This is a genomic window from Streptomyces angustmyceticus (genome assembly GCF_019933235.1).
In the GTDB taxonomy this organism is placed as follows: Bacteria; Actinomycetota; Actinomycetes; order Streptomycetales; family Streptomycetaceae; genus Streptomyces; species Streptomyces angustmyceticus.
In genome coordinates this window covers 33,397-54,826 of sequence record NZ_CP082945.1, presented here as the reverse complement: position 1 = coordinate 54,826, position 21,430 = coordinate 33,397, and the positions used below count along the sequence as shown (strand labels likewise).

19 protein-coding genes and 2 pseudogenes are annotated in these 21,430 nt (G+C 69.3%); 9 read left to right on the top strand and 12 right to left on the bottom strand.

Annotated features, from left to right (window positions below; genetic code table 11):
• Positions 1-33 precede the first annotated feature (33 nt).
• A complete protein-coding gene (locus tag K7396_RS00225) occupies positions 34-444 on the top strand; it encodes an STAS domain-containing protein (RefSeq protein ID WP_086716576.1) in 411 nt (136 codons plus the stop codon).
• A gap of 418 nt (positions 445-862) precedes the next feature.
• Positions 863-1,810, top strand: a complete 948-nt coding sequence (locus K7396_RS00220; protein WP_223659504.1) for a GNAT family N-acetyltransferase — start codon at positions 863-865, stop codon at positions 1,808-1,810.
• 131 nt (positions 1,811-1,941) lie between these two features.
• On the opposite strand, the gene katG is transcribed toward K7396_RS00220, so the two are convergent.
• Positions 1,942-4,173, bottom strand: a complete 2,232-nt coding sequence (katG, locus tag K7396_RS00215) for a catalase/peroxidase HPI (protein ID WP_086716568.1) — start codon at positions 4,171-4,173, stop codon at positions 1,942-1,944.
• Between the two features lie 542 nt (positions 4,174-4,715).
• Here katG and K7396_RS00210 point away from each other — a divergent pair.
• Positions 4,716-5,132 carry a Fur family transcriptional regulator gene (locus tag K7396_RS00210; protein WP_086716569.1) on the top strand — a complete coding sequence of 139 codons (417 nt, stop codon included), beginning with the start codon at positions 4,716-4,718 and terminating at the stop codon, positions 5,130-5,132.
• A gap of 34 nt (positions 5,133-5,166) precedes the next feature.
• On the opposite strand, the gene K7396_RS00205 is transcribed toward K7396_RS00210, so the two are convergent.
• From K7396_RS00205 to K7396_RS00175, 7 genes are all read right to left on the bottom strand, one after another.
• Positions 5,167-5,775 (bottom strand): TetR/AcrR family transcriptional regulator, encoded by a 609-nt coding sequence (locus K7396_RS00205; protein ID WP_086716570.1) that lies wholly within the window; start codon positions 5,773-5,775, stop codon positions 5,167-5,169.
• A gap of 331 nt (positions 5,776-6,106) precedes the next feature.
• Positions 6,107-7,234 carry a glycosyltransferase gene (locus K7396_RS00200; RefSeq protein WP_223659503.1) on the bottom strand — a complete coding sequence of 376 codons (1,128 nt, stop codon included), beginning with the start codon at positions 7,232-7,234 and terminating at the stop codon, positions 6,107-6,109.
• 362 nt (positions 7,235-7,596) lie between these two features.
• The gene (locus K7396_RS00195) at positions 7,597-7,989 is read right to left on the bottom strand and encodes a hypothetical protein (protein WP_086716572.1); all 393 of its coding nucleotides are present in this window, start codon (positions 7,987-7,989) and stop codon (positions 7,597-7,599) included.
• Positions 7,990-8,259: 270 nt separating this feature from the next.
• On the bottom strand, positions 8,260-8,922 hold the full coding sequence (locus K7396_RS00190; RefSeq protein ID WP_086716573.1) for a chloramphenicol phosphotransferase CPT family protein: 663 nt from the start codon (positions 8,920-8,922) through the stop codon (positions 8,260-8,262).
• 205 nt (positions 8,923-9,127) lie between these two features.
• Positions 9,128-9,346 carry an EF-hand domain-containing protein gene (locus K7396_RS00185; protein WP_086716574.1) on the bottom strand — a complete coding sequence of 73 codons (219 nt, stop codon included), beginning with the start codon at positions 9,344-9,346 and terminating at the stop codon, positions 9,128-9,130.
• A gap of 103 nt (positions 9,347-9,449) precedes the next feature.
• Positions 9,450-10,346 (bottom strand): aminoglycoside phosphotransferase family protein, encoded by an 897-nt coding sequence (locus K7396_RS00180; RefSeq protein WP_086716575.1) that lies wholly within the window; start codon positions 10,344-10,346, stop codon positions 9,450-9,452.
• A gap of 204 nt (positions 10,347-10,550) precedes the next feature.
• Positions 10,551-12,419 (bottom strand): virginiamycin B lyase family protein, encoded by a 1,869-nt coding sequence (locus K7396_RS00175; RefSeq protein ID WP_152104256.1) that lies wholly within the window; start codon positions 12,417-12,419, stop codon positions 10,551-10,553.
• Positions 12,420-12,770: 351 nt separating this feature from the next.
• Here K7396_RS00175 and K7396_RS35845 point away from each other — a divergent pair.
• Positions 12,771-12,885: pseudogene (locus K7396_RS35845) on the top strand (aldehyde dehydrogenase); the annotation flags it as partial.
• Positions 12,886-13,078: 193 nt separating this feature from the next.
• Here the strand turns inward: K7396_RS35845 and K7396_RS00170 are convergent.
• Complete coding sequence (locus K7396_RS00170) at positions 13,079-13,936, bottom strand: calcium-binding protein (RefSeq protein ID WP_086719495.1); 858 nt, start codon at positions 13,934-13,936, stop codon at positions 13,079-13,081.
• A gap of 364 nt (positions 13,937-14,300) precedes the next feature.
• On the opposite strand from K7396_RS00170, the gene K7396_RS00165 reads away from it, so the two are divergent.
• Positions 14,301-14,996, top strand: a complete 696-nt coding sequence (locus tag K7396_RS00165) for an SDR family oxidoreductase (protein ID WP_233476758.1) — start codon at positions 14,301-14,303, stop codon at positions 14,994-14,996.
• A pseudogene (locus K7396_RS00160) lies at positions 14,993-15,236 on the top strand (TetR/AcrR family transcriptional regulator); the annotation flags it as partial. The gene K7396_RS00165 and the pseudogene K7396_RS00160, both read left to right, overlap by 4 nt.
• Positions 15,237-15,306: 70 nt before the next feature.
• Here K7396_RS00160 and K7396_RS00155 read toward each other — a convergent pair.
• A complete protein-coding gene (locus K7396_RS00155) occupies positions 15,307-15,891 on the bottom strand; it encodes a TetR/AcrR family transcriptional regulator (protein WP_086719493.1) in 585 nt (194 codons plus the stop codon).
• Positions 15,892-16,005: 114 nt separating this feature from the next.
• Here K7396_RS00155 and K7396_RS00150 point away from each other — a divergent pair, with 114 nt between their 5' ends.
• Positions 16,006-17,019 (top strand): NADP-dependent oxidoreductase, encoded by a 1,014-nt coding sequence (locus K7396_RS00150; RefSeq protein ID WP_174886819.1) that lies wholly within the window; start codon positions 16,006-16,008, stop codon positions 17,017-17,019.
• Between the two features lie 280 nt (positions 17,020-17,299).
• Here the strand turns inward: K7396_RS00150 and K7396_RS00145 are convergent, their stop codons facing one another.
• Entirely contained in the window at positions 17,300-17,965 is a 666-nt protein-coding gene (locus K7396_RS00145; RefSeq protein ID WP_086719057.1) for a GNAT family N-acetyltransferase, read from the bottom strand.
• Between the two features lie 326 nt (positions 17,966-18,291).
• Positions 18,292-18,732, bottom strand: coding sequence for a VOC family protein (locus tag K7396_RS00140; protein ID WP_086719059.1), 441 nt, complete (start codon positions 18,730-18,732; stop codon positions 18,292-18,294).
• Between the two features lie 1,584 nt (positions 18,733-20,316).
• Between K7396_RS00140 and K7396_RS00135 the strand changes: the two genes are divergently transcribed.
• Together K7396_RS00135 and K7396_RS00130 are read left to right on the top strand one after the other, a co-directional pair.
• Positions 20,317-20,658 (top strand): hypothetical protein, encoded by a 342-nt coding sequence (locus tag K7396_RS00135; protein WP_143589137.1) that lies wholly within the window; start codon positions 20,317-20,319, stop codon positions 20,656-20,658.
• A gap of 230 nt (positions 20,659-20,888) precedes the next feature.
• Positions 20,889-21,386 carry a hypothetical protein gene (locus tag K7396_RS00130; protein WP_086719061.1) on the top strand — a complete coding sequence of 166 codons (498 nt, stop codon included), beginning with the start codon at positions 20,889-20,891 and terminating at the stop codon, positions 21,384-21,386.
• Positions 21,387-21,430 lie beyond the last annotated feature (44 nt).

The following is a 21,430-nucleotide window of genomic DNA, read 5'->3' as shown; positions in this document are numbered from 1 at the left end:
CGGGCTCCACCGATCGATGGAAGGGTGGAGACCGTGTCCGAACCGTACGAGCTGAACGTCGAAGTGAACGTCACCGAGCCGGAGGTCGCGGTGGTGACCGTGTCGGGGGATCTCGACGGTGCGACCGGCACCTCGCTTCACCACCAGCTGGCCAATCAGATCGTGCACGGCAGGCGGTTTCTCGTGCTGGACCTGCGGGCCGTGCCGTTCATGGACTCCTCGGGGCTGAACATCCTCATCCGTGCCTCCAACGAGGCCAAGCGCCTCGACGGGAGCCTGCACCTGGCAGCGGTGTCCGATGTCGTACTGCGCCTGCTCGACCTGACGGGCATCAGCGTCACCACCCCGGTCCACGCGAGCCCCGAGGACGCCCTCGCCGTGATCGCGTCACAGCGCGCGGACGAGCCCGGCCGGGCAGAAAGCGTCCGTGCCGCACAGCGGTGACCCCCGCCGGCCGGCTGCTCCCCGCACCTGGACCCAGCCCCGCCACCTGGCCGTGAGGTATCCGTTCGGCCTGCCGGACCGTCCGGACGGATACCTCGTCCGCCGAACGCGTCGACCCCGGTGAGTTCGGCCGACAGCCGCCACAGCCGTGCGGCCCGCTGAGGATCGGTGGCCCAGACCTGTACCCCGCCGCCCAGCCGGGTGCCCTGTGCCCGGCCACCGACCCGAAATCCGTTGCGGGCCGGCCGCCCCACCGGTAGAACTCGTCATCGACACGACAGTTCGTGCGTCACGGCACGCACCGAGCACGAAAGGAGGGCACGCCGATGAACCGCAAGTCCGTTGTGCGCCGGCCCTCCCGGGCGGACCTGAACCGCTGACCCGGGGCGGCCCGGGCGCCATCCTCCAGGAGCGCGTCTTGACCGCAGCAGCACCGCAGCACCCTCTCGACCCGACGATCCGCCCGATCACCGGCCCGGATGAGGTCGAGCTCTTCAACCAGCTTCCCTACCCCTTCAACCACGAGATCGCCGACGACCTCCGTACCGGTCGCCGCCGCCCCGAGTGGCTCTGGGTCGCCCTGCACGAGGGACGGACCGTGGCCCGGGCCGGCTGGTGGTGCCGAAGCGGCGACGAGCAGCCCTTCCTCTTCGACATCCTCGACTGCGCCGAAGGCCACGGGGTCACGGGCCGCCAACTGCTGAGGACGGCCCTGGCCGCCGTCGTCACCAAGGACGCCAAGCCGCCGCAGTACGTACGGCTCGTCCCCGGCGACTGGCGGGAGGACCCGGCGGCACGGCCGGGCATCGACACCCTGATCGCACTGGTCGAGGGCGAGGGAGCCAGGCCCTTCGTGGAGCGCCTGCGCTTCCAGTGGACCCCGGGCACACCGCTCGCCACCCCGGACCCACGGCTGACGCTCCGGGCGGTCGCTGACCGCGAGGAGCTGGTCGGCCTGATGACCGAGGTCCTCGACGGCACGCTGGACGCGCACAGTCATCGTGATCTGCAGACCATGACCCCTCGCCGGGCCGCGGAGGAGCAGTACCGGGACGAGCTGGAGAAGTACGCCACTCCCCGTGACTGGTGGCGCGTCGCCGTCCTCCCCGACGGCGAACCGGTGGGCTTCGTCATCGCGGCGAAGAACAGCTACCACGCGATCATCGCCTACATCGGCGTACGCCCCGCCCACCGCGGCCACGGCTACATCGACGCGCTGCTCGCCGAGGGCACCCGCATCCTCGCCGGAGCCGGCGTCCCGCGTATCCGCGCCACGACGGACCTCGGCAACACCCCCATGGCGGCCGCCTTCTCACGGGCGGGCTACGCCAACTTCCAGCGCGAGATCCACTTCGACTGGAGCTGATCACCCGGGCGGGGCCCGGACGCCACCCGGGACGGGGTCCGGCTGCCACCCGGGACGGGCGGGTCCGGCCGTCACCCGATCCGGGCCGGCCGGCGCGGACCGCTGTGCGCCGGCCGGCCCGGACCTCATGCTCAGACCAGGTCGTACCGGTCCAGGTTCATCACCTTGTCCCACGCCGCGACGAAGTCGTGCACGAACTTCTCCTTCGCGTCGTCACTCGCGTAGACCTCGGCCAGCGCGCGCAGCTCGGAGTTCGAGCCGAAGACGAGGTCGGCGCGGGTGCCGGTCCACTTGACCTCGCCCGTGGCGGCGTCACGGCCCTCGAAGGTGTTCCCGTCCTTCGACGTCGCCGTCCAGGTGGTGCCGAGGTCGAGGAGGTTGACGAAGAAGTCGTTCGTCAGGGACCCCGGGGTGGTGGTGAGGACGCCGTGCGCCGACTGCTGGTGGTTCGCGCCCAGGACACGGAGGCCGCCGACGAGGACCGTCAGCTCGGGCGCGCTCAGGGTCAGCAGGTTCGCCTTGTCGAGCAGCAGGTGCTCGGCCGGCAGCCGGTTGCCCTTGCCGACGTAGTTGCGGAAGCCGTCGGCAGCCGGTTCGAGCGCGGCGAACGACTCCACGTCCGTCTGCTCCTGCGACGCGTCCGCGCGGCCGGGGGTGAAGGGGACCTCGATGTCGAAGCCGGCGTCCTTGGCGGCCTGCTCGACGGCCGCGCCGCCGGCGAGCACGATCAGGTCGGCGAGCGAGATCCGCTTGCCGCCCTTCTGGTCCGCGTGGAAGGACTCCTGGATCCCCTCCAGGGTGCGCAGGACCGTCGCCAGCTGGTCGGGGTCGTTGACCTCCCACCCGCTCTGCGGCTCCAGACGGATGCGCGCACCGTTGGCGCCGCCGCGCTTGTCGCTGCCGCGGAAGGACGAGGCCGACGCCCACGCGGCCGACACCAGCTGGGAGACGGACAGGTCCGAGGCGAGGATCCGGCTCTTGAGGGCGGCGACGTCCCCGGCGTCGACGAGCTCGTGCGACACCGCGGGCAGCGGGTCCTGCCACAGCTGGGCCTCGGCCGGGACCTCCGGGCCGAGGTAGCGCACGACCGGCCCCATGTCGCGGTGGGTCAGCTTGAACCACGCGCGGGCGAAGGCGTCCGCGAACGCCTCGGGGTTCTCCTGGAAGCGACGGGAGATCTGCTCGTACGCCGGGTCGAAGCGCAGCGACAGGTCGGTCGTCAGCATCGTGGGGGCGTGGCTCTTCGACGGGTCGTGGGCGTCGGGGACCGTGCCGGCCCCCGCGCCGTCCTTCGGCCGCCACTGGTGCGCGCCCGCGGGGCTCTTGAACAGCTCCCACTCATACCCGAAGAGGATGTCGAAGAAGCTGTTGTCCCAGGTCGTCGGGGTGTTCGTCCACGTCCCCTCAAGACCGCTGGTGATCGCGTCCCCGCCCTTGCCGGTGCCGAAGGTGCTCTTCCAGCCCAGGCCCTGCTCCTCCAGCGTGGCGGCCTCGGGGTCGGGGCCGACGCTGTCGGCCGGGCCCGCGCCATGGGTCTTGCCGAAGGTGTGACCGCCCGCGACCAGGGCGACCGTCTCCTCGTCGTTCATCGCCATCCGGCGGAACGTCTCCCGGATGTCGCGGGCCGCGGCCAGCGGGTCCGGGTTGCCGTTCGGGCCCTCCGGGTTGACGTAGATCAGGCCCATCTGGACCGCGCCGAGCGGGTTCTCCAGCTCCCGGTCGCCGCTGTAGCGCCGGTCGTCGAGCCAGGTGGTCTCGGGACCCCAGTAGACGTCCTCCTCCGGCTCCCAGACGTCCTCACGCCCGCCGCCGAAGCCGAAGGTCGCGAAGCCCATCGTCTCCAGCGCGACATTGCCGGCCAGGACCAGCAGGTCGGCCCACGACAGGCTCTGGCCGTACTTCTTCTTGACCGGCCACAGCAGACGGCGGGCCTTGTCGAGGTTGGCGTTGTCCGGCCAGCTGTTCAGCGGGGCGAAACGCTGCTGGCCGGCCCCGGCGCCGCCGCGGCCGTCGCTGATGCGGTACGTGCCCGCGCTGTGCCACGCCATCCGGATGATGAACGGGCCGTAGTGCCCGAAGTCCGCCGGCCACCAGTCCTGCGAGGTCGTCAGCACCTCGGCGATGTCCTGCTTCACGGTCGGAAGGTCGAGGCTCTGGAACGCCTCGGCATAGTCGAACTCCTCGCCCAGCGGGTTCGCCACCGCGGGATTCTTGGCAAGGATCTTCAGATTGAGCCGCTCCGGCCACCACTGGCGGTTTCCGCCACCCTGGGTCGGGTGGAGGGCGCGACCGTGCGCGACCGGGCAGCCACCTGCCTCCTCGGGCTTCGGGTCTGTGACGAGTGCGTCGTGGTTCTCAGACATGGGAATCCTTCCGAACTGGGCGGATCACGTGCTCAGAAACTGCGGGCGGTGGAGCGGTGGAGCCGTCGGGGCACAAGCCCCGGGAGACAGCCACGATGGCACACCCCGCAGCCGATCCTTCGACATCCAAACGGCAGCCAAAACCGTCCGGACGCCACCACTTCGCACGGGGACGGGGCATCCGCGGAAGTGGTGCGAAGGGCGGAGGAGGCACGAAGGGCGGGGGAGACGGAGGAGGCGAAGGAGCCGAAGGAGCCGAAGGGCGCGGCCGGGCTTCCCCGGCCGTACCCGCTGCCGGATCCGTGCCTGGTCGCAGGCGCCCTACTGCTCGCCGCTGCGCCTGTCCGCGGCCAGGGCCGGATTCGGTCGTTGGCGGACCCGTCTCCTGAACCGTCACGGGCTTCCCCTGCTGTCGTTCCGTCCCTTGGCTGTCGACGGGGCCGATCCTACGATGGACGAAATCCAAGTCAATACAACAACCAGACCCGTACGGATTCATTCATCTTCGTTCACCGAACAACGCACAGTGAGGACTGGTGGGCATGAGCGACCTGCTGGGCCGGCTTCGCGGACGTGGCTGGCGGATGACCGTTCAGCGTCGCGTGGTCGCCGAGGTACTCGACGGCGAACACGTCCACCTCACCGCGGACGAGGTGCTCGCCCGCGCCGCCGCGCGGCTGCCGGAGATCTCCCGCGCGACCGTCTACAACACCCTCGGCGAACTCGTCTCACTCGGCGAAGTGATGGAGGTGGCCACCGACGGCCGCGCCAAGCGCTACGACCCGAACGCCCACCGTCCCCACCAGCACCTGGTCTGCTCGACCTGCGGCACCATCCGGGACGTCCACCCCGACGGCGACCCCCTGGCCGCCCTGCCCGCCTCCGAACGCTACGGCTTCACCATCTCCGCCGCCGAGGTGACCTACCGGGGCCTCTGCCCCGGCTGCGCACCGGCGTGAACCGCCTCGCGGGCCGAGGCGGTGCGCGAGGGGCTCACGCCTCCGGAGCGACGAGGTCGCGGAGCAGGGGAGTGGCGATCCGCACGATGTCCTCCACGTCCGCCTCGGCCAGGTCGGGCATGTGCAGCAGAAAGCGCTGGGCGGCGATGCCCATCATGATCGAGCTGAACAGTGCGGCCCGCAGTCGCGCGTCGGGGGCATCGATGGTGCCGGCGATGTGATCGGTGACCTCCGCGGTGAGGTGCCGGCGCAGCAGCTCGGCCGCTTCGTCGCTCGTCATGCTGGTCCGCAGGAGCACCGCCATGGGGCCGTCCGGATCCGCCGCCCAGGTGCCCAGCATGCCCCGCAGGCGGTTCTCCACCGTATGGCCCGGATCGCCGGTGGTGAGCTCGTCATGGGGGATCTGCCAGCGGACGGCCTCCCGGAACAGGTCCTGCTTGCTGCCGAAGTACTGGATCACGGACGACTTGTCCACGTCCGCTTCGGTCGCAATGGCGCGGATGGTGGCACGCTCGTAGCCGACCTCCGCGAACTTGCGCCGTGCGGCCGTCAGAATGCGCCGACGTGTGCGCTCGCCCTTGCGCTCGCAGGTCGCTGCGTCCTGGCCCGAGCCCGCGGAACCCGATTCTCTCCCCGGGGCCACTGCATCGGAGCCCTTCTCCGGGTCCGCTGCACCGGAAGTCCCCTGTACGCCCTGTCCGGGCGGCGCATGTGTCACTGCATCGGCGCAGGTCAAGTCGGTCCCCTTTCCGGTGCCGGCCCCGATGCTACAAGCACCTCCGCGCGTCGCCAGTGCCTTGGGCGGACGGATGACCACAACGACACCGCCGAGGAGTACCTCATGCTGCTGCCGGACAGGGGATCGACCTCACCACCACCGCGCTCCGGCCGATGGAGTCCCCACGGCCGGAGCGCGGCGGAACGGTCCGGTCAACCGTTCACGCGGGCGGTGTACGGGCGGCAGCCGTCCGGGCTCAGGCGGCCAGGGCCGCCGCGTCCTCCACCAGCCGTCCGAGGTCCGGCAGCGCGTGGGCCCGGCGCTGGAGTCCTTGGGCACGGGACCGGTAGGAACGGTCCTCCAGTACGTTGCGCACCGCTGCCGCCAGCGCCTCACGCGTGACGTCCTGGACGTCGATCCGCGTCCCGACACCCAACTCCTGCAGCCGGCCGGCGTTGTACGACTGCTCGGCGAACAACGGCACGGCCACCATGGGGACTCCGGACGCCAGCGCCTCCCGGGTCCCGTTGAAACCGGCATGCGTGAGGAACAGATCGCTGGACCGCAGCAACAGTTCCTGCTGTACGAACGACGTCAGATGGACGTTGTCGGGCCGCGCACCGTCCCACTGCCCCGGGTCGCGGTCGGCTCCCAGCGCCACGACACCGGTGACCGGCAGATCTCCGAGCGTCTCGATGATGGTCTCCAGCAGCGCGAGCGCGCCGCCGGGGAGACGGGGAGCGTTCGAGCCGAGGGTGGCGAGGACGAGCGGCCGCTCCGTGGGGAGTTGAGCGATCTCCGGGTCGAGGCCACCCGCTGTCGTCTGGGCGGGGACCTGGTAGTAGCGGGCACCGGGCAGCCGGCTGTCCGCGGGGTAGAAGTCCTCCGGAACGACTCCGGCACGGAAGGCGCGGAACGGGTGCCAGGGGTCGCTGACCGGCGCCAGTCCGAGCTTCTCCCGCTGCCGGTTCAGCTCCTCCTGCACGGCGGGGTGGGCGTAAGGGGCCATCGGCGCGATGTCCAGCACGCCATGGGGTATGCCGAGGCGCTCCGCCGCCAGATAGCCGCCGTACTCGGTCGACTCGTGGAGGATCAGGTCCGGCCGCCAGTCCTTCGCCACGTCGAGGAGGTCGAGGGCGCTGGGCCCGGCGAGGGTCCCGACGAACGCCGCCGCGAAGAACTCCGGCGCCAGCTCGACGGTGACCGACCCGACCTTGTCCATACCCGGCGGGGGCTGGACCTTGCCGCCCTGGAGTGCTTCCCCCATCGACAGGAGGTGGGGCAGCGTCAGCGCGGTGAGCCCGCGCTTCTCGATGTGCTGGACCACCCCGGCCCCCGTGGCGACGGCCACCTCATGGCCCGCCGCCTGGGCTCGTTCCGCCACCGGCAGAACCAGAGGTGCGAGGTGTGAATAGATTGCCTGTGCGGTGATGAGGATGCGCATGGTGCTCGCTCTCCACGATGCGGTGCGGACCCCAAGGTGTGGGCCCCACCGCGGACTTCACGGCCGACTGCTCAAAACTAAACGCTTGTTGAGAATCTATCACTCGCCGCCAGATCCTCTCCTCACCCCTTGACTTTCGTCCGCGTTCGCACCTGTTCGCTTACGCGGGCTCTCGTCGGCCGCACTCCGTGACGTCGGCCGGCCTCCTCGCTACCGGGCGCCCGCGAGGGGAAGCGCGGGAGGGCGACGGCCCGGTTGCACTGAACCGGCCCGCCGTCCCACGTCGTGCCCCGCGCCGCCCGCTACCGCAGATCCACCCAGGGGTAGTCGTAACCGTCTTCGAAGTTGCAGCTCATCGAGGACTTCTGGCCGGGCTTGCGCCAGGGACCCCACCGCGTATACGTGATCCGGGGGTTGCTGTGGTTGACGCAGGTGGCACGCGCACGGTGCCTGCGCCAAGAGGGCTGGTTCGAGCAGTAGGTGTGCACGCCCAGACGGACGACACCATGGTGGTAGACCTTGCACGGCGGGCCGGCGGCGATCCGGTCCGCCCCGGCGGCTGCCGGTACGGCTCCTCGGGCCGCGGCTGTGGTGCCGGCGTGGGCGGGGGCGGCGACGGTCATCCCGCCGAGAAGCGCGATGCTCATAGCCGCGGCGGCCGCGCCGCGCCGCATGACCATCCTGCGTACCTTCATGTGAGTCCTCCTTCATCCATCGGCGGCTCGTTCCCTGGCCGGACGCCTCGCGCCGCCGGTCGGTGAACACCGTGTCGTGGTCAGCAGCCCATCGCCACGGAGGAGATGACCCTTGAGACTCTTTGGGATGTCCCGTGCCGTGACCTGCGGAGATTCCGCCCGCAGCGGGAAATCGGGGGACGCGGGATCGGGGTTCCTGGGAACCGTTGGCCGGCCAGGCGTCCGCCGGTCGGTGATCCCTCGGGCCTCACAGGGAGGCGAAGGATGCCATCAGAGGGAAGCCGCGTCCGCGACGCATCGCATCTCCGAGGCCCCGGGCGCATGAACGGGATCGTCGGTCCCGTCGAGACTGTGCCTGGCTGTCGCGTGCCCCTGACCATCCGCTGGGTAGCGCCGGCGGAGGCGAGAGAAGGCGGTGGGACTCGGGCGGTTCGGGAGGAACTCCTTGATCCGCTGGGCGCATTCACGTGGGCTCGCCGTGCTGGTGTCGCACTCCAGGTCGTAGTCGCCGTGGACGTGAACGAGGCCGTACTGGTGCGCTGCGAGACCTGGCGGGCGGTCGCCCCGGGCCTGCTCGCGGCGGGTCAGTTCGTCCAGCGGGCAGTGGACGCCGACGAACAGGACGTCCTCGGGCCGCAGCACCGTCAGGCAGTCGAGCAACCGCCACGGTTCACTGAGGACATGGTCGACCACGATGTCGTTGCCCACCTCGGACATGGCCGCGATCGAGCGGTGAAACCCCATCCTGGTCCGCCGCAACGCAGCATCGAGCTCCTCCGCCCCGAGCTCCCGCTTGCTGCGCATCGCGTTGAACCCATCCACCGCCAGATGGAAGAAGACGCCGTCGTCCAGGATCTCCACGAGCTCCCGCGCGATGCTCGACTTCCCTGAACTGGAGGTGCCATTGAGGAAGATGATCCGACCGGATGTCATATCGGCATAGTTGCACGGTGCGGCCCTGGCGTTGCGTCCGGCGCATCACGCTGCCTTCCCGTGCGCGACGGCCGACAGCACGAGGACCCGGACGCACGGGACCCAGGGTGTACGAGCCCTGAGACGCACGAGACCCCGGGCGCACGAGGCCCCGGGGTATCCGCGTGCTGGTGCATCCGGAGGTCACATACCGGATTCTGCGGTCTCAGCCCTTCATGGCCGCCCAGAACTCCTCGAAGGACATCTGGCGGTCGCCGTTGGTGTCGAGCGAGTCGATCAGCTCCTGGGCCTGAGCCTCGGTGATCTCCGAGCCCTCCAACTCCGCCACGACCTTGCGGTATTCATCCGCGGTGACGAGACCGTCCCCGTTGAGGTCGTAGCGCTCGAAGACCTTCCGAGCCGCCGTCTCCATGATGTCCGCCATGTGCTTCACCTTTCCGTGATCTTCGCTGACCGGCCCAGACTATCCGGCCCGGGGAAAGGGCCGCGGGCCCGCCCCACCCCCCAAAAAAACCGCGAAGCGTGGGTCAAACGCCCTTCAGAACACGATCAAGTGCCGCCCGGCCTACAGGACCCCAGTTCGGCTTGCCGCCGGGAAGGCCGCGATCTCCGTTCTGCCCCATGAGCATCAGGAAGAGGCTCTTCAAGGCGGCCAGCCCGCGGGCGCGCCGGATCGCCGCCTCGTCTGCATGCGCGTACATGTCGAAGAACCGTGAGGCCGTGCCCGCGGGCAGCAGCACCCATGCGGCGGCGAGGTCCCACGCGGGATCGCCGGCGAACAGGTCACCGAAGTCGACGACGCCCGAGAGCGTTCCGTCCGAGACGACGACGTTCGCGGGATGGAGGTCGCCGTGCACCCACACCGGCGGGCCCTCCCACGCGGGGGCCGCAACGGCGTCGTCCCAGACGGCCCGGACGTCGGCAGCGATGTCGTCGGGACCAACGGCCTGCAAGAAGTTCTCGAAGCCGTCCGCGCAGTTCCTGGGATGGGCACCGCGGTCCGTAGCGATCGGCGCCTCGGCGGGCGCCTCCAGATGGAGCGCCTGGAGGAAGTCCGCCAGCGTGTCGGCCGCGTCGGCGCCGCGGCTGATCGAGCTGTGGTCCAGCGGCTCCCCAGGAACCCACGTCATCACGGTCCAGTGCTTGGGGAAACGCTCGGACGGTTCGCCGAATCGCACCGGGATCGGCACCGGGAGCGGCAGGCGCGGGGCCAGCACGGGTAGCCACCGCCGCTCCTTGAGCTGGAGCTCCGGGGTGGGGTCCATCCGCTGCATGCGCACGGCCAACTCGTCCCCGAGCCGCCACATGTGGTTGCCCCAGCCGCCCGCCACCTCGCGGACGGCCAACCCTGCAAGGTCTGGATGTTGCTCCAGCAGCAGGTCACGGACCAGGTCCGCGGTGATCTCGTTCTCGGTGTCGGTCATACGAAGCCACAGTACTGAGGCGGCAGGCGGATCGGGGACAGCCGATGCTGGAACCGCCTGACCGCACGCAGGGCTCCGCAGCCCCTGGAACCCCCACACAGGCCGCCATTCCCACGACTGGACGGCCGACTCGTGCAGTTGGTCCACGAAGTCTTCCTCCCGTCGCAGCAGACCAGGGAACCTGGGGCTTGCGGAGCCATGAGGTCAGCCCGGGAGGGGGATGAACAGCAGGATGCCGTGGGCGGTGGCGGCGGTGTAGCAGGAAGTGCCGGGGAAGGTGGCGGCGTAGAAGGGAGTGGCGACGGCGAAGACGGGGACGACGGCGTTGTGGATGGTGGCGGTGCCGTTGGCGTCGGTGATGGCGGTGCCGAGGTTGACCGGGCCGAAGAGCGTGGTGGCGGTGAAGGTCACCGGCTGACCGGCCACCGGCATCCCCGAGGTGGTCGTGAGGGTGGCGCTGAGGGTGGGGATGTAGAACTCGGGCAGCGGGGTCAGCCGGAGCCGGATCGTGCCTGGCTGCGCGGTCAGCTTTGTGGGGGTGGGGTTCACGGTGACGGGCGTGCTGGTGGTGGACCCGGTGAAGCAGCTGTCACCGCTGTACGTGGCGGTGAGGGTGCCGGTGGTCAGGGCGGTGGTGGTGAAGCAGGCCTGCCCCGAGGCGTCGACGGGGACCATCTGGGTCTGGCCGTTGGGGAGAGTGAAAGTGACCGTGCCGGTCGGCACTGTGGTGGTGGCGGCGGTCGGGGTGATGGTGGCGCACACGGTCACGCTCTGCCCGCAGGCGGAGGGGTTCGGCGTCACCGACAGCGTCGTCGTGGTGGGGGTGGTGCTCACGGTGACGGGGGTGGGGTTGCCGTTCACGGTCGCGGTGAACATACCGGCGGTGTAGGTGTGGGTGGTCTGCCCGCTCCCGGTGGCGTCCAGGGGGACGGTGACCGTGGGGCTGGCGTCCCCGAAGTCCACCACCGCGGTTCCGTTCGGAGTCCCTCCGGAGATGCTGAACGTCACCGGTTGCCCGCACCCCGGCGCCGCAGGCGAGGTCGTCACCGTCAACGGCGAGATCTCCGTGACGTTGGCCGAGTTGGCGTTGGTGACGTAGACGTTGCTGTTCTGCGCCGCCGCCACCGAGAACGGGAACGCGCCGACGGGGACGGTGGCCACGACCGTGTTCGTGGTGCTGCTGATCACCGTCACGTTGTTGGCATTGCTGTTGCCGACGTAGACGTTGCCGGTCGGCGCCACCGCCACCCCGAACGGGCCCCCGCCGGTGGGGACGGTGGCCAGGACGGTGTTCGTGGCGCTGTCGATCACCGTCACGTTGTTCGACACGGTGTTGGTGACGTAGACGTTGCCGTTCTGCGCCACCGCGATCACCCCCGGGACCGAGCCGGCGGGGACGGTGGCCACGACGGTGTTCGTGGCGCTGTCGATCACCGTCACGTTGTTCGAGGTCTGGTTGGCGATGTAGACGTTGCCGTTCTGCGCCACCGCCGCATAGCCCGGGAAACCACCGGTGGGGAGGGTGGTCAGGACGGTGTTCGTGGCGCTGCTGATCACCGTCACGGTGTTCGCGTTCCGGTTGGCGACGTAGACGTTGCCGTTCTGCGCCACCGCCACCGCGTCCGGGACCGCGCCGACGGGGACGGTGGCCAGGACGGTGTTCGTGACGCTGCTGATCACCGTCACGTTGTTGGACGTGCTGTTGGCGACGTAGACGTTGCCGTTCGGCGCCACCGCCAGCGCGAACGGGCCCCCGCCGGTGGGGACGGTGGCCAGGACGGTGTTGGTGGCGCTGCTGATCACCGTCACGTTGTTCGAGCTCTGGTTGGTGACGTAGACGTTGCCGTTCTGCGCCACCGCGATCATGGCCGGGTCCGAGCCGGCGGGGACGGTGGCCAGGACGGTGTTCGTGGTGCTGTTGATCACCGTCACGTTGGCCGAATTGGCGTTGCCGACGTAGACGTTGCCGTTCTGCGCCACGGCCACCGCCAGCGGGGTCGTGCCCGCCGGGATCGTCACCGTGGAGAACGCCGCACTGAACGGCGCGGCCGCAAGCCCCCGTACAGTGGCCACCTCAGATCCACCGGCAGGTACAACCGGCCGGGCCCCGGCTACCGCCGGAGCTCCCCACCAACCCGTAGTTGATTCCATGACAAGCCTCTCTCAGCTGAGAGGGCCACCCGAGAATTCCCACCGGGGCCCGCGTCGCGCGGCGCCGGTATACGCGCGCCGGATCACCGCTTGCACACCGGGACAGAGAGAGACCGCCGACACGTACCACGCATCCGCGCACCACAGGGGTTACCTCTCTCCCCGGAGAGATGGGCAACCCACCGGATAACGGTCACCACCATTAACCCGAAATGACCAAGAGAACACCACCGTCTTGACGTGACTATCACCCGGACAGACCAATACGCAGTCCGGGCCGAGCCGAGTTTCGTCGTCTCGCACGACCCGGCCCGACCAAGCTCCGTCGGCATGCGAGAAGTTCGACACGCGCATCGAGGGCCGTACGAAGGTCGTGCTGCATCCGTAGAACTCACGGGAGCCGCGGTCGGCGACGCGGTGCGGAGACAGGGATGCCGTGCCCATGAGGTTTTCCCGGAGTCCGGGTAGGTCCGTCGCCTGGCCGGACGGCGGCGAGGTGCTCTCCACCAACGGACGGCCACGGGCGGGGGCCTGCCGACACCGTGTCGGCAGGCCCCTTTTCGGTAGTGCGCGGGCGCCCGTTACTTCACGTCGAGGAAGTCGCCCGTCGAGGTCGCCGTCGCGGTCGTCGAGGTACCGGCGAAGGCGTAGCGCCAGGAGCCGTCGGCGGACGCCTTCACGGTCGCCTTGAGGTTGCCGCGGCTGTCGGAGGTGACGGTCTTGACGGTGCTGTAGCCGGCGGCGCCCTTCTTGCGGAACTGCAGCTGTACGGACTGCTGGGTGTAGCCCGCGTAGGCGTGGGTGTCCCAGTTGGCGCGGGTCAGGGCGCCGGTGACCGTGACGGTCTTGCCCTTGGCCACGGGCTCCGGTGCGGCATTGGTGGTCAGCTGCGAGGCCCGCTTGACCCAGGAGGACTTGTAGGTGTCTTTGGTGATGTAGTCACCGTCCTTGCCGACGGCGGACGCGAACACATGCCAGCGGCCGGCGAGGATGTTGCCGTAGACGGTGGACTTCGGGTCCGCGACAAGGGTGACCGAGCAGGTGGCGGTCGTGGCGTTGACCGCCTTGCAGGTGCCGTGTTTGGCGCTCGGCGTCATGGCGCCGTCGACACCGTTCTTCAGGTCGGTGCCGTGCCACAGGAACGCATAGCCGTCGTAGATGCCGGCCGGGTCGGTGGCGGTCACGGAGACGGTGTACGTCTTCTTCAGGCTGGTGCCGACGACGATGTCCTTGCCGCCGTTGACGGTGACGTTCGTGATCCTGGTGTCGCCCCGACCGTCGTTCGCGGAGACTTTGGCGGGCGCCTTCGCGGCGAAGGACGAGATCCGCGCCGCCGCGGCGCGGGCGCCCGGGGCATCCGCGGCCTGGGCGGTCGGGACCGTGAGGGCGGTAAGGGCCAGGGCGCCGGACAGTGCGGCAACAGTGGCTCGAGTGCGCATCTATTCCTCGAAAGGGAAGGGGGCCCGCGGCATGGATGGGACACGGCCGCCGGGACCCGAATCGGTCTGGAGTCCGCTGACTCCGCACACCAGACCTCCGGCAGATGTGAATGGTTGTACGTCTATATGGAGCTTTCGTGAACATCCGTCGGTCGGTCGGTCGGTCAGTCAGTCAGCCCGCCGGCCGCCGTCACATCCGGCATCCGGGCAGCGGTGGGGAATACCGTGACCGGCCGGCGCGCTGTCGGCATCGAGAAGACTGCCCGCAGAATGTCCACACCCTCCGGAGTCCGCCGGTATGCATGAACTGTCTTTCCGCAACGGTCATTTGCCCGACGCGGATCGTCCTCTTCGAGGGCGCACCGTGGTCCTGATCGGGGGTGGCTCGGGCATCGGCTTACGCGTCGCTCACCAGGCGGTTACGGCCGGCGCCCAGGTCGTCCTCGGCGGGCGCAGCTCCGCGCGCCTCGCCGTGGCCGCCGAAGAGCTGGGCGACCGGGCGACATGGCGGACCGTGGACATCACGGACGGCACGTCGCTCGCCTCGTTCTTCACGGAACTCGACCGCGTGGACCACCTGTTCACCTCCGCGGCCTCCTACCGGGTCGGGCCCATGATGCAGTTGAGCGACCAGGACGCCGAGAGCCCCTTCGTCTCCAAGTTCTGGGGCCAGTATCACGCGGTGAAGGCGGCCGTGCCCAAGCTCGCGGAGGACGGTTCCATCGTTCTGATGGCAGGCGCCGCCGGTGCCCGTCCGCCGGCCGCAGCGCCCGCCTATGCGGCCTGCAATGCCGCGGTCGAGGGGCTGGGCCGGGGCCTGGCCGTGGAGCTGGCGCCGGTTCGGGTCAATGTCGTCTCGCCCGGCACCATCGACGGAAACCTCTGGGCGCACCGCCCGGAGGAGGACCGGGAGGCGGCGTTCGCCCAGTACCGCAGGGACACCGTCCTGCACCGGCTCGGCACGGAGGACGAGATTGCCCAAGCTGTCTTGTTCCTCTTCGGCAACGGCTTCACGACCGGGTCGACGCTGTATCCGGACGGTGGTTACACCCTGCGCTGACGTCGCGGTCCGCGCGGGCCGGGTTGACGGCGGAACGGGTGACGGTCGCGGGTGCTGAGCCGGCTGATCGAGGTGGTACTCGACCAGGTGGCCATGTCGCAGGTGGCACGGCAACTGGGCGTGCAGGAGGCAAGCCGTTCCGCGCACGTCCGGAGCCTGGAGGATCTGCGCGGGCGCGTAGCGCTGCCGGCAGCGGACGAGACGACGATCCGTATCGCCGAGGCGATCGCCGGGCGGGCGGTCGCAGCGATGGCGTTCGGCGGGTGGGTGGTTGTGGTGCTGCGGGCCGGTGTGCCGGTGATCGGCGTTTTCACTGTTCGTCGTGTACGCCCCTGCCCTGGCTCCTGCCTGCGCTCGCCAGAATGGCGCTTGCCACGATGTCGAAGAGGCGAGGGGCGCGAGGCGCAAGCGCGGGTTGATCGCCGGTCCAGGCGAGCATGGAGATCAGCGCGAACAGGTCGTCGCCGTCGATGTCGCTGCGCGCCGTACCTGTGGCCTGAGCCCGGGCGAGGAGCCGGGCGCCGGCCGCGCGCAGCGTGACGCACGCGGCGTGGAGTGCGGATTCGGGGTCCTCGATGGCGGCCGCCATCAGCACGGTCACCCCGCGGTACTCGGTGGTCCACGCGACGCAGTCGCGGACCCATGAGACGAGAGCGCTTTCGGCTGCCTCCGATGCCTCGAGCGCGGTCGCTTTGGCTGTGAGTTCGTCGAAGCTCGTGTGGAGCAGGGCTTCCAGGAGTGCCTCGCGGGTCGGGAAGTGCCGCAGCAGTGTCGCGAGCCCGACATCGGCCCTGCGGGCGATGTCGCGCATCGATACGTCGATGCCTTGCTCGGTGATGGTGGTGCCCGCTACGGCGAGCAGGTGGTCGCGGTTCCTCTTGGCGTCGGCCCGCATCGGTCCCTCGCTTGACTAAACGGTTCAGTGATCCGTATATTCGGATCACTGGTCCACTTATGTGGATCGCTGATCCGAATAAGCGTATCCCGCGCTATGGGCAGGGGAGAAACGATGCCGACCCACACGATGAAGGCGATCCGGCTGCACGAGTTCGGCGGCCCCGGGGTGCTGCGCTACGAGGAGGTGCCGGTTCCCGAGCCGGCGCCGGGCGAGGTGCTCGTCCGCGTGCACGCGGTCGGCCTCAACCCGCCCGACTGGTACGTACGCGAGGGCATGCCCGGCATCCCTCCCGAGTTCAGGCCCCCGTTCGACCTGCCCCTGATTCCGGGGACCGACATCTCCGGTGTCGTGGAAGCCGTCGCCGACGACATCCAGGACTTCACGGCCGGGGATGAGGTGGTCGGCCTGCTGCGCTTCCCCGAGCTGATGCAGAGCGGGGCGTACGCCGAGTACGTCACCGCTCCGGCATCCGACCTCGCCCCCAAGCCGGCCACTGTCGGCCATGCGCACGCCGCGGCACTGCCCATGTCGGGGCTGACGGCATGGCAGTACTTGATCGAGGTCGGACACGATCACCCCTCCCCCTTCCAGCAGGCCAAGCACCGCCCCACGGCGCTGAACAGCGACACCACAGTGCTGATCAACGGCGCCGCCGGCGGCGTGGGCCACCTTGCCCTGCAACTGGCCAAGTGGAAGGGGGCCCGCGTCATCGCCGTGGCCTCCGGAACCCACGAGACGTTCCTGCGCGAGCTCGGCGCCGACGAGTTCATCGACTACACCAAGCAGCGTCCCGAGGACACCGTCCGCGACATCGACCTCGTCCTGGACGCCGTCGGAGGCCCCGCCAGCCGCCGCTTCCTGCCCACCCTCAAGCGCGGCGGCGCCCTTCACCCGGTGTACTTCGGGGAGTTCGACGACGAGGAGAACACGCAACTGGGTGTCACCGTCACCGGCACGCAGGTGCGCGCGAACGGCGCTCAGCTCGCCGAACTGGGGCACTTGCTCGACGCGGGCACGGTCCGTACCGCGATCGACAGCACGTTTCCGCTCGCGGACGCACAGGCAGCGCACGAGCGCGCCGCCCAAGGGCACATCCAGGGAAAGATCGTGCTCACGGTCGCGTAGAGCCCGTCGCCCGGACGATGCCGGATTTCGTGAACACAAACAGCACAGACACAGATCCCGTGATCATGGAGTTGCGGCGCGCCGTGATCTCCGAGGAGACCTGTGCCTGTGCTCCCGGCAAGGCTGGCTGACCGAACCGCTGTGGTGGTGGGCAGACCGATCGGGGGAAACGGATCCAAGGGACCGCTGCCTCCCGCACCGGCGCTGGCGATCGGCGGGCAGGAACCGGTCATGCCCGCGCCTGCGGATTCCACGGCCCGTCAGGGGCACCGTTGCAATCTCAGCGTGAAGCCGCGGGACAAGCGGGCTGCGATGGTGGACGAAAGGCCGGCGGCGCATGGCTGGGACGAGGACAGTGCGCCGGACCAAGGCGCTGGATCAGGGCGCGCTGCTCCCACTGCTCCTTGGTGATCTCGTACCGTACACCTCCGTGCTCGGAGCCCTCGGCCCTCTCCATATCGGGGGGCGTGGGGATCGTGTCCGCGAGCGTCATGTGGAGCTTGGCCATGATGTTGCGCGAACCGTGGTTCACGGACATCGTCTCCGCCCAGACCCTGCGCACACCGAGCTCCGTGAACGCCTTGCCCAGCAGGGCCCGCGAGCCCTCGGTGGCATAGCCCTTGCCCCAAGCCGCCTGCCGCAGCCGGTAGCCGAGTTCGACCTCGTCCGGCGGGCCCTCCGGCTCGGGACGCAGGATGAACCAGCCGACGAACGCCCCGCCGTCCTTCTCGTGCGCGGCGAACACTCCGAGGTCGCCGCCCCACTTCTCGTAGCCGGCGAGGATGTTGGGCAGGTGGCGCTCGCGGACCGTCTCCGGCGGGGTGGGATGGCCGCCGGTCAGGTAGCGCATTACTGCCGGGTCGCTGTCCAGCTCGATCAGCAGGTCTGCGTCGTCGGCAGTGAAGCGGCGCAGGGCCAGGCGCTGGGTCTCCAGGTAGGTGTCCACGAGCCGATCCTGCCTGAAGCAGGCCGGGCAGCCCAACGGATTTCCGTTGAGATGCCGGCGTGGGGAAGGCGGGCCGGACCGCAATGGTGTCGCCGGTGCCGCGTGACACGACGGGGGAGATTCTCCCTGCCGCGTCACATGGCACCGGCTCATTCGACGATCTTGGTGTCCTGATGTGTTCCTGCGGCGATGCTGCGGATACTGGGCCGCCCCTCGGGGCTGCTGCGCTGGACCAGTCTGCGGCTGCGGCTGGTCGTGGTCTTCGCGCTGGTGGCGCTGACCGCCGCTCGGCTGCATGGTTCGGTTCCGCGAGCTGGTGGAGCTTCTCAATGCAGTTGTTCGGCCAGTCCGACGATGATGCCCTCCGGGCCGCGGAGGTAGCAGAGCAGATAGCTGTCCTCGAACCGGGCGATCTCGCCGACGAGTTCGGCGCCGTGAGGGCGCAGGCGGGCCACGGTGTCCTCGATGTCGTCGACGGCGAACATGACGCGGTGCGTGCCCAGGATGTTGTGCGGCCGGTTGCGTGGCCCGGCGCTGATCGCCGCGGGGCTGCGGTACTTCGCCAGCTCTAGCCGGCTGTGACCGTCCGGGGTCCGGAGCATCGCGATGTCACAGTGGACGCCGTCGAGTCCGGTGCACTGGTCGGCGACGAGACCCTCGACCTCCGCCCTGCCCTCCAGCTCCATTCCGAGTTCCACGAAGAACGCGATGGCGGCGTCCATGTCCTCGACGACGATGCCGACGTTGTCCATCCGCTGAATCGCCATGCTGGTTTCTCCTTCTTCCTCGTGCGGCCGGTGGGTGGCCGCTGATGTTCCTGGGACGGAGCCGGTGGCACGTTCTCGACATGCTCAGACCGCCGAACTCCGAAAAATTGGATCCGGCCTCAACACTGGCAGACCGCGTGCACGGGCTGTCCCGGCGCTGGCTGCGCGTCGGGACCTGGATTCGGATCCTGGAACAGCTTCAGGCCAGGCCGACACCGACGGGCTGATCACGTGGGACATGTCGGCGGACTCCGCGATTGCCCGAGGTCACCAGCACGCCGCCGGAGCGGGAGAAGGGGGGAACTGCAGAAGGAGCCCCGGGCCTCGCAGGCGCCTGGACAAGACCTGCGCCGACAGGGCGTACGGCTCGCGAGCGAACCGCCCCTACCTGCGTCACCGTGGGATCGGCTGCACCCTCCGGGAGAAGCGCGACCAGATCGCCACCCACCGCAAGCGCCACCGCGCCGTCGCCACGAGATACGACAAGCTCGCCGTCCGTTACGAAGCAACCGTGCCCGAGGCTCTCATCATCGCCACCGGTCAACAGGGTGCGGCCCTGTGCCCGCCGCACGCTCCAGGAGTGGGCAGGGTGCAGGGCCGCCGGCCCAGTGGGGGCCGGTCGGGATGAGACGCACGGACCGGCCCCGCGTGATCAGAGTATGGACTCGGCGGCGATCCGACCGTCCTCCGGAGCTACGCGGGCGCCGAGTACTGCCCGGCCCGCGAACCACCAGCGGCCGTCAGACATGCGGGTCCGTGCGACGACGAGCACGTCCAGGGCTTGCCCGTCAGGGGGTGTTCGGCGCCTCTCCCTTGCCCTTCAGCGAACTCACCGTCCGCGCCCAGGAACTGGCCGACCGGCCCCCGGGGCGCGCACTGTCTTTCTCCTTGGGAACGAGATCGCCTGTCTGCTGCCGCCGGTTCCCGGCGGGCGCGCCGGGCACGAAGTACAGGGCTTCCCCGCCATGAAGGGAGACCTCCGGTAGACGACGCGCGCGCCACCCTCGTGCATCGCCGGAATGGCGATGCACGGGCTGGGTACGAAAGCGCCGATCAGGGCGACCGTCCCTCTCTTGCCGCAGGCGGCGCTGAGAGGGACCAGCCGTTCGTCGTCGGGGCGAGGCGCGGCGTCCAGTGAGATTTCCCGATGCTGTCGCCGTTCGATGGGTACGTATCCTCCAAGCGGCGGCATCTCGGTAGGGCCGGGGGGATCAAGTGGGTCGTGGTGGAGACCAGCGTGCACTTCTCAGACGCGCGCGTAGGCGTATTGGGCGGGAACGAGCCTCGGCCCGCGCAAGCCAGGAAGGGGCACAGGAATCCCCGCGGCATCACACAGACTGGGCCAAGATCGCCACGGCATTCACGATAATTACCGCAGCCGGAGGACTCCTCTTCACTGGAATCAGCACCTACTACTCTGCGCAAGTTTCAAAGGATCAGCTGGACCAGTCCCGAGAGGACGCCGAAGCGAAAGCCCGCAGGCAAGCGGATCTCGTCTCCGCCTGGTCCTATCGGGAGAAGGGCGGCGGGAGTACCGGGGTCATCTCGAACCGTTCCAAGGACCCTGTGACGAGCGTAAACGTCGTGATCAGCGTGATCCCTGGCCCGCACCGCAAAGGAGCCTCAGCTCCGGGGGTGCCCTATGTGCTGCAGATCGCCACCGTCGGTCCGTGCTCCAAGATCACCTTCCCGGCCAAGATGATGCGGGACGAACTCGGCCGCTCATGGACGCCGGACACCGACATGAGAGTCGACATGATCTGGTTTTCCGATGGCCGTGGGAAGCGGTGGAAGCACCGAACCGCCAGCTATCCCACCTTGCTCAAGGACCATCCCGACCTGGGCGACGTCAGAACACGGAGCAACAGTTTTCATACCCCTTTACAGGCGCAGGTGGCGAACGCCAAGCCACTGCCGGGATGTTAGACGTGAGATGGCGAGCGAGTGCGGAAAAGTACGGCACGAATCTGCCTCACCGCGGCCCTCAGGCCGACCGGCTATGCGGAGCGGCAACGTGGCCGTTCGCGAATTCACGTAGGCGTTGGCGTAGGCGTTGGCAAGGACGGTATTCAACCTGTCCCGGGCGCCCCCTTAAAGGGCTGTCCGATGGCGTCTCGGCCGCAGCCCTCCACTCTCCGGAGAGAGGAACGACCTTGATGCTGGATTCCGACTTGCTGTGGCGTCGTTGTGCTCATCTGGGCCGTGTTCTGTTGCCGCTGGTGGACCAGGAACCGGGTCGGCAGGCCGATCGCCACGAGAACCTGCGGACCTGGGGCATCACCACGGTGGCGGGCGAACGGCTGATCGAGGTCTTCGCGTCCCTGGCCGTCCATGCCGTCGCGACCGATGCCTCCATGCCGGCCACGGAACTCGACGCCCTGCCGCTGCGGACTGTAGCCGACGCGGCCACCGGCAAGCGTGACTTCGAACTGCTCGCCGGGCTCCCGCACACCTTCACCGACGACCACGACGAACAGGCTGTCAGCCTCTTCCGCTTGTCCGTCTACGAGGGCGGGCACGCCGCCCGCAAGCTCTTCCAGCTGAGCAGGGAAGTGCGCCATGCACTGATCGTCCTCGCCGAACACACGCCCATGTCCTGCCACACATGCGGCGACGCCTTCCGCCGGGCGGCCGCGTTTGGCCTACCGCAATGACCGCGGAGAGCGGCGAGTAGGACTTCTGCGGACGGACGTTGCTC

What these genes read in the sequence shown, in the direction of transcription:
- K7396_RS00155 (WP_086719493.1), bottom strand. Translation starts at nt 15,891, where the DNA reads ATGCGGGCCGACGCCAAGAGGAACCGCGACCACCTGCTCGCCGTAGCG.
- K7396_RS00150 (WP_174886819.1), top strand. Translation starts at nt 16,006, where the DNA reads ATGCCGACCCACACGATGAAGGCGATCCGGCTGCACGAGTTCGGCGGC.
- K7396_RS00170 (WP_086719495.1), bottom strand. Translation starts at nt 13,936, where the DNA reads ATGCGCACTCGAGCCACTGTTGCCGCACTGTCCGGCGCCCTGGCCCTT.
- K7396_RS00140 (WP_086719059.1), bottom strand. Translation starts at nt 18,732, where the DNA reads ATGGCGATTCAGCGGATGGACAACGTCGGCATCGTCGTCGAGGACATG.
- K7396_RS00190 (WP_086716573.1), bottom strand. Translation starts at nt 8,922, where the DNA reads ATGACATCCGGTCGGATCATCTTCCTCAATGGCACCTCCAGTTCAGGG.
- K7396_RS00180 (WP_086716575.1), bottom strand. Translation starts at nt 10,346, where the DNA reads ATGACCGACACCGAGAACGAGATCACCGCGGACCTGGTCCGTGACCTG.
- K7396_RS00185 (WP_086716574.1), bottom strand. Translation starts at nt 9,346, where the DNA reads ATGGCGGACATCATGGAGACGGCGGCTCGGAAGGTCTTCGAGCGCTAC.
- katG (WP_086716568.1), bottom strand. Translation starts at nt 4,173, where the DNA reads ATGTCTGAGAACCACGACGCACTCGTCACAGACCCGAAGCCCGAGGAG.
- K7396_RS00130 (WP_086719061.1), top strand. Translation starts at nt 20,889, where the DNA reads ATGCTGGATTCCGACTTGCTGTGGCGTCGTTGTGCTCATCTGGGCCGT.
- K7396_RS00195 (WP_086716572.1), bottom strand. Translation starts at nt 7,989, where the DNA reads ATGAAGGTACGCAGGATGGTCATGCGGCGCGGCGCGGCCGCCGCGGCT.
- K7396_RS00210 (WP_086716569.1), top strand. Translation starts at nt 4,716, where the DNA reads ATGAGCGACCTGCTGGGCCGGCTTCGCGGACGTGGCTGGCGGATGACC.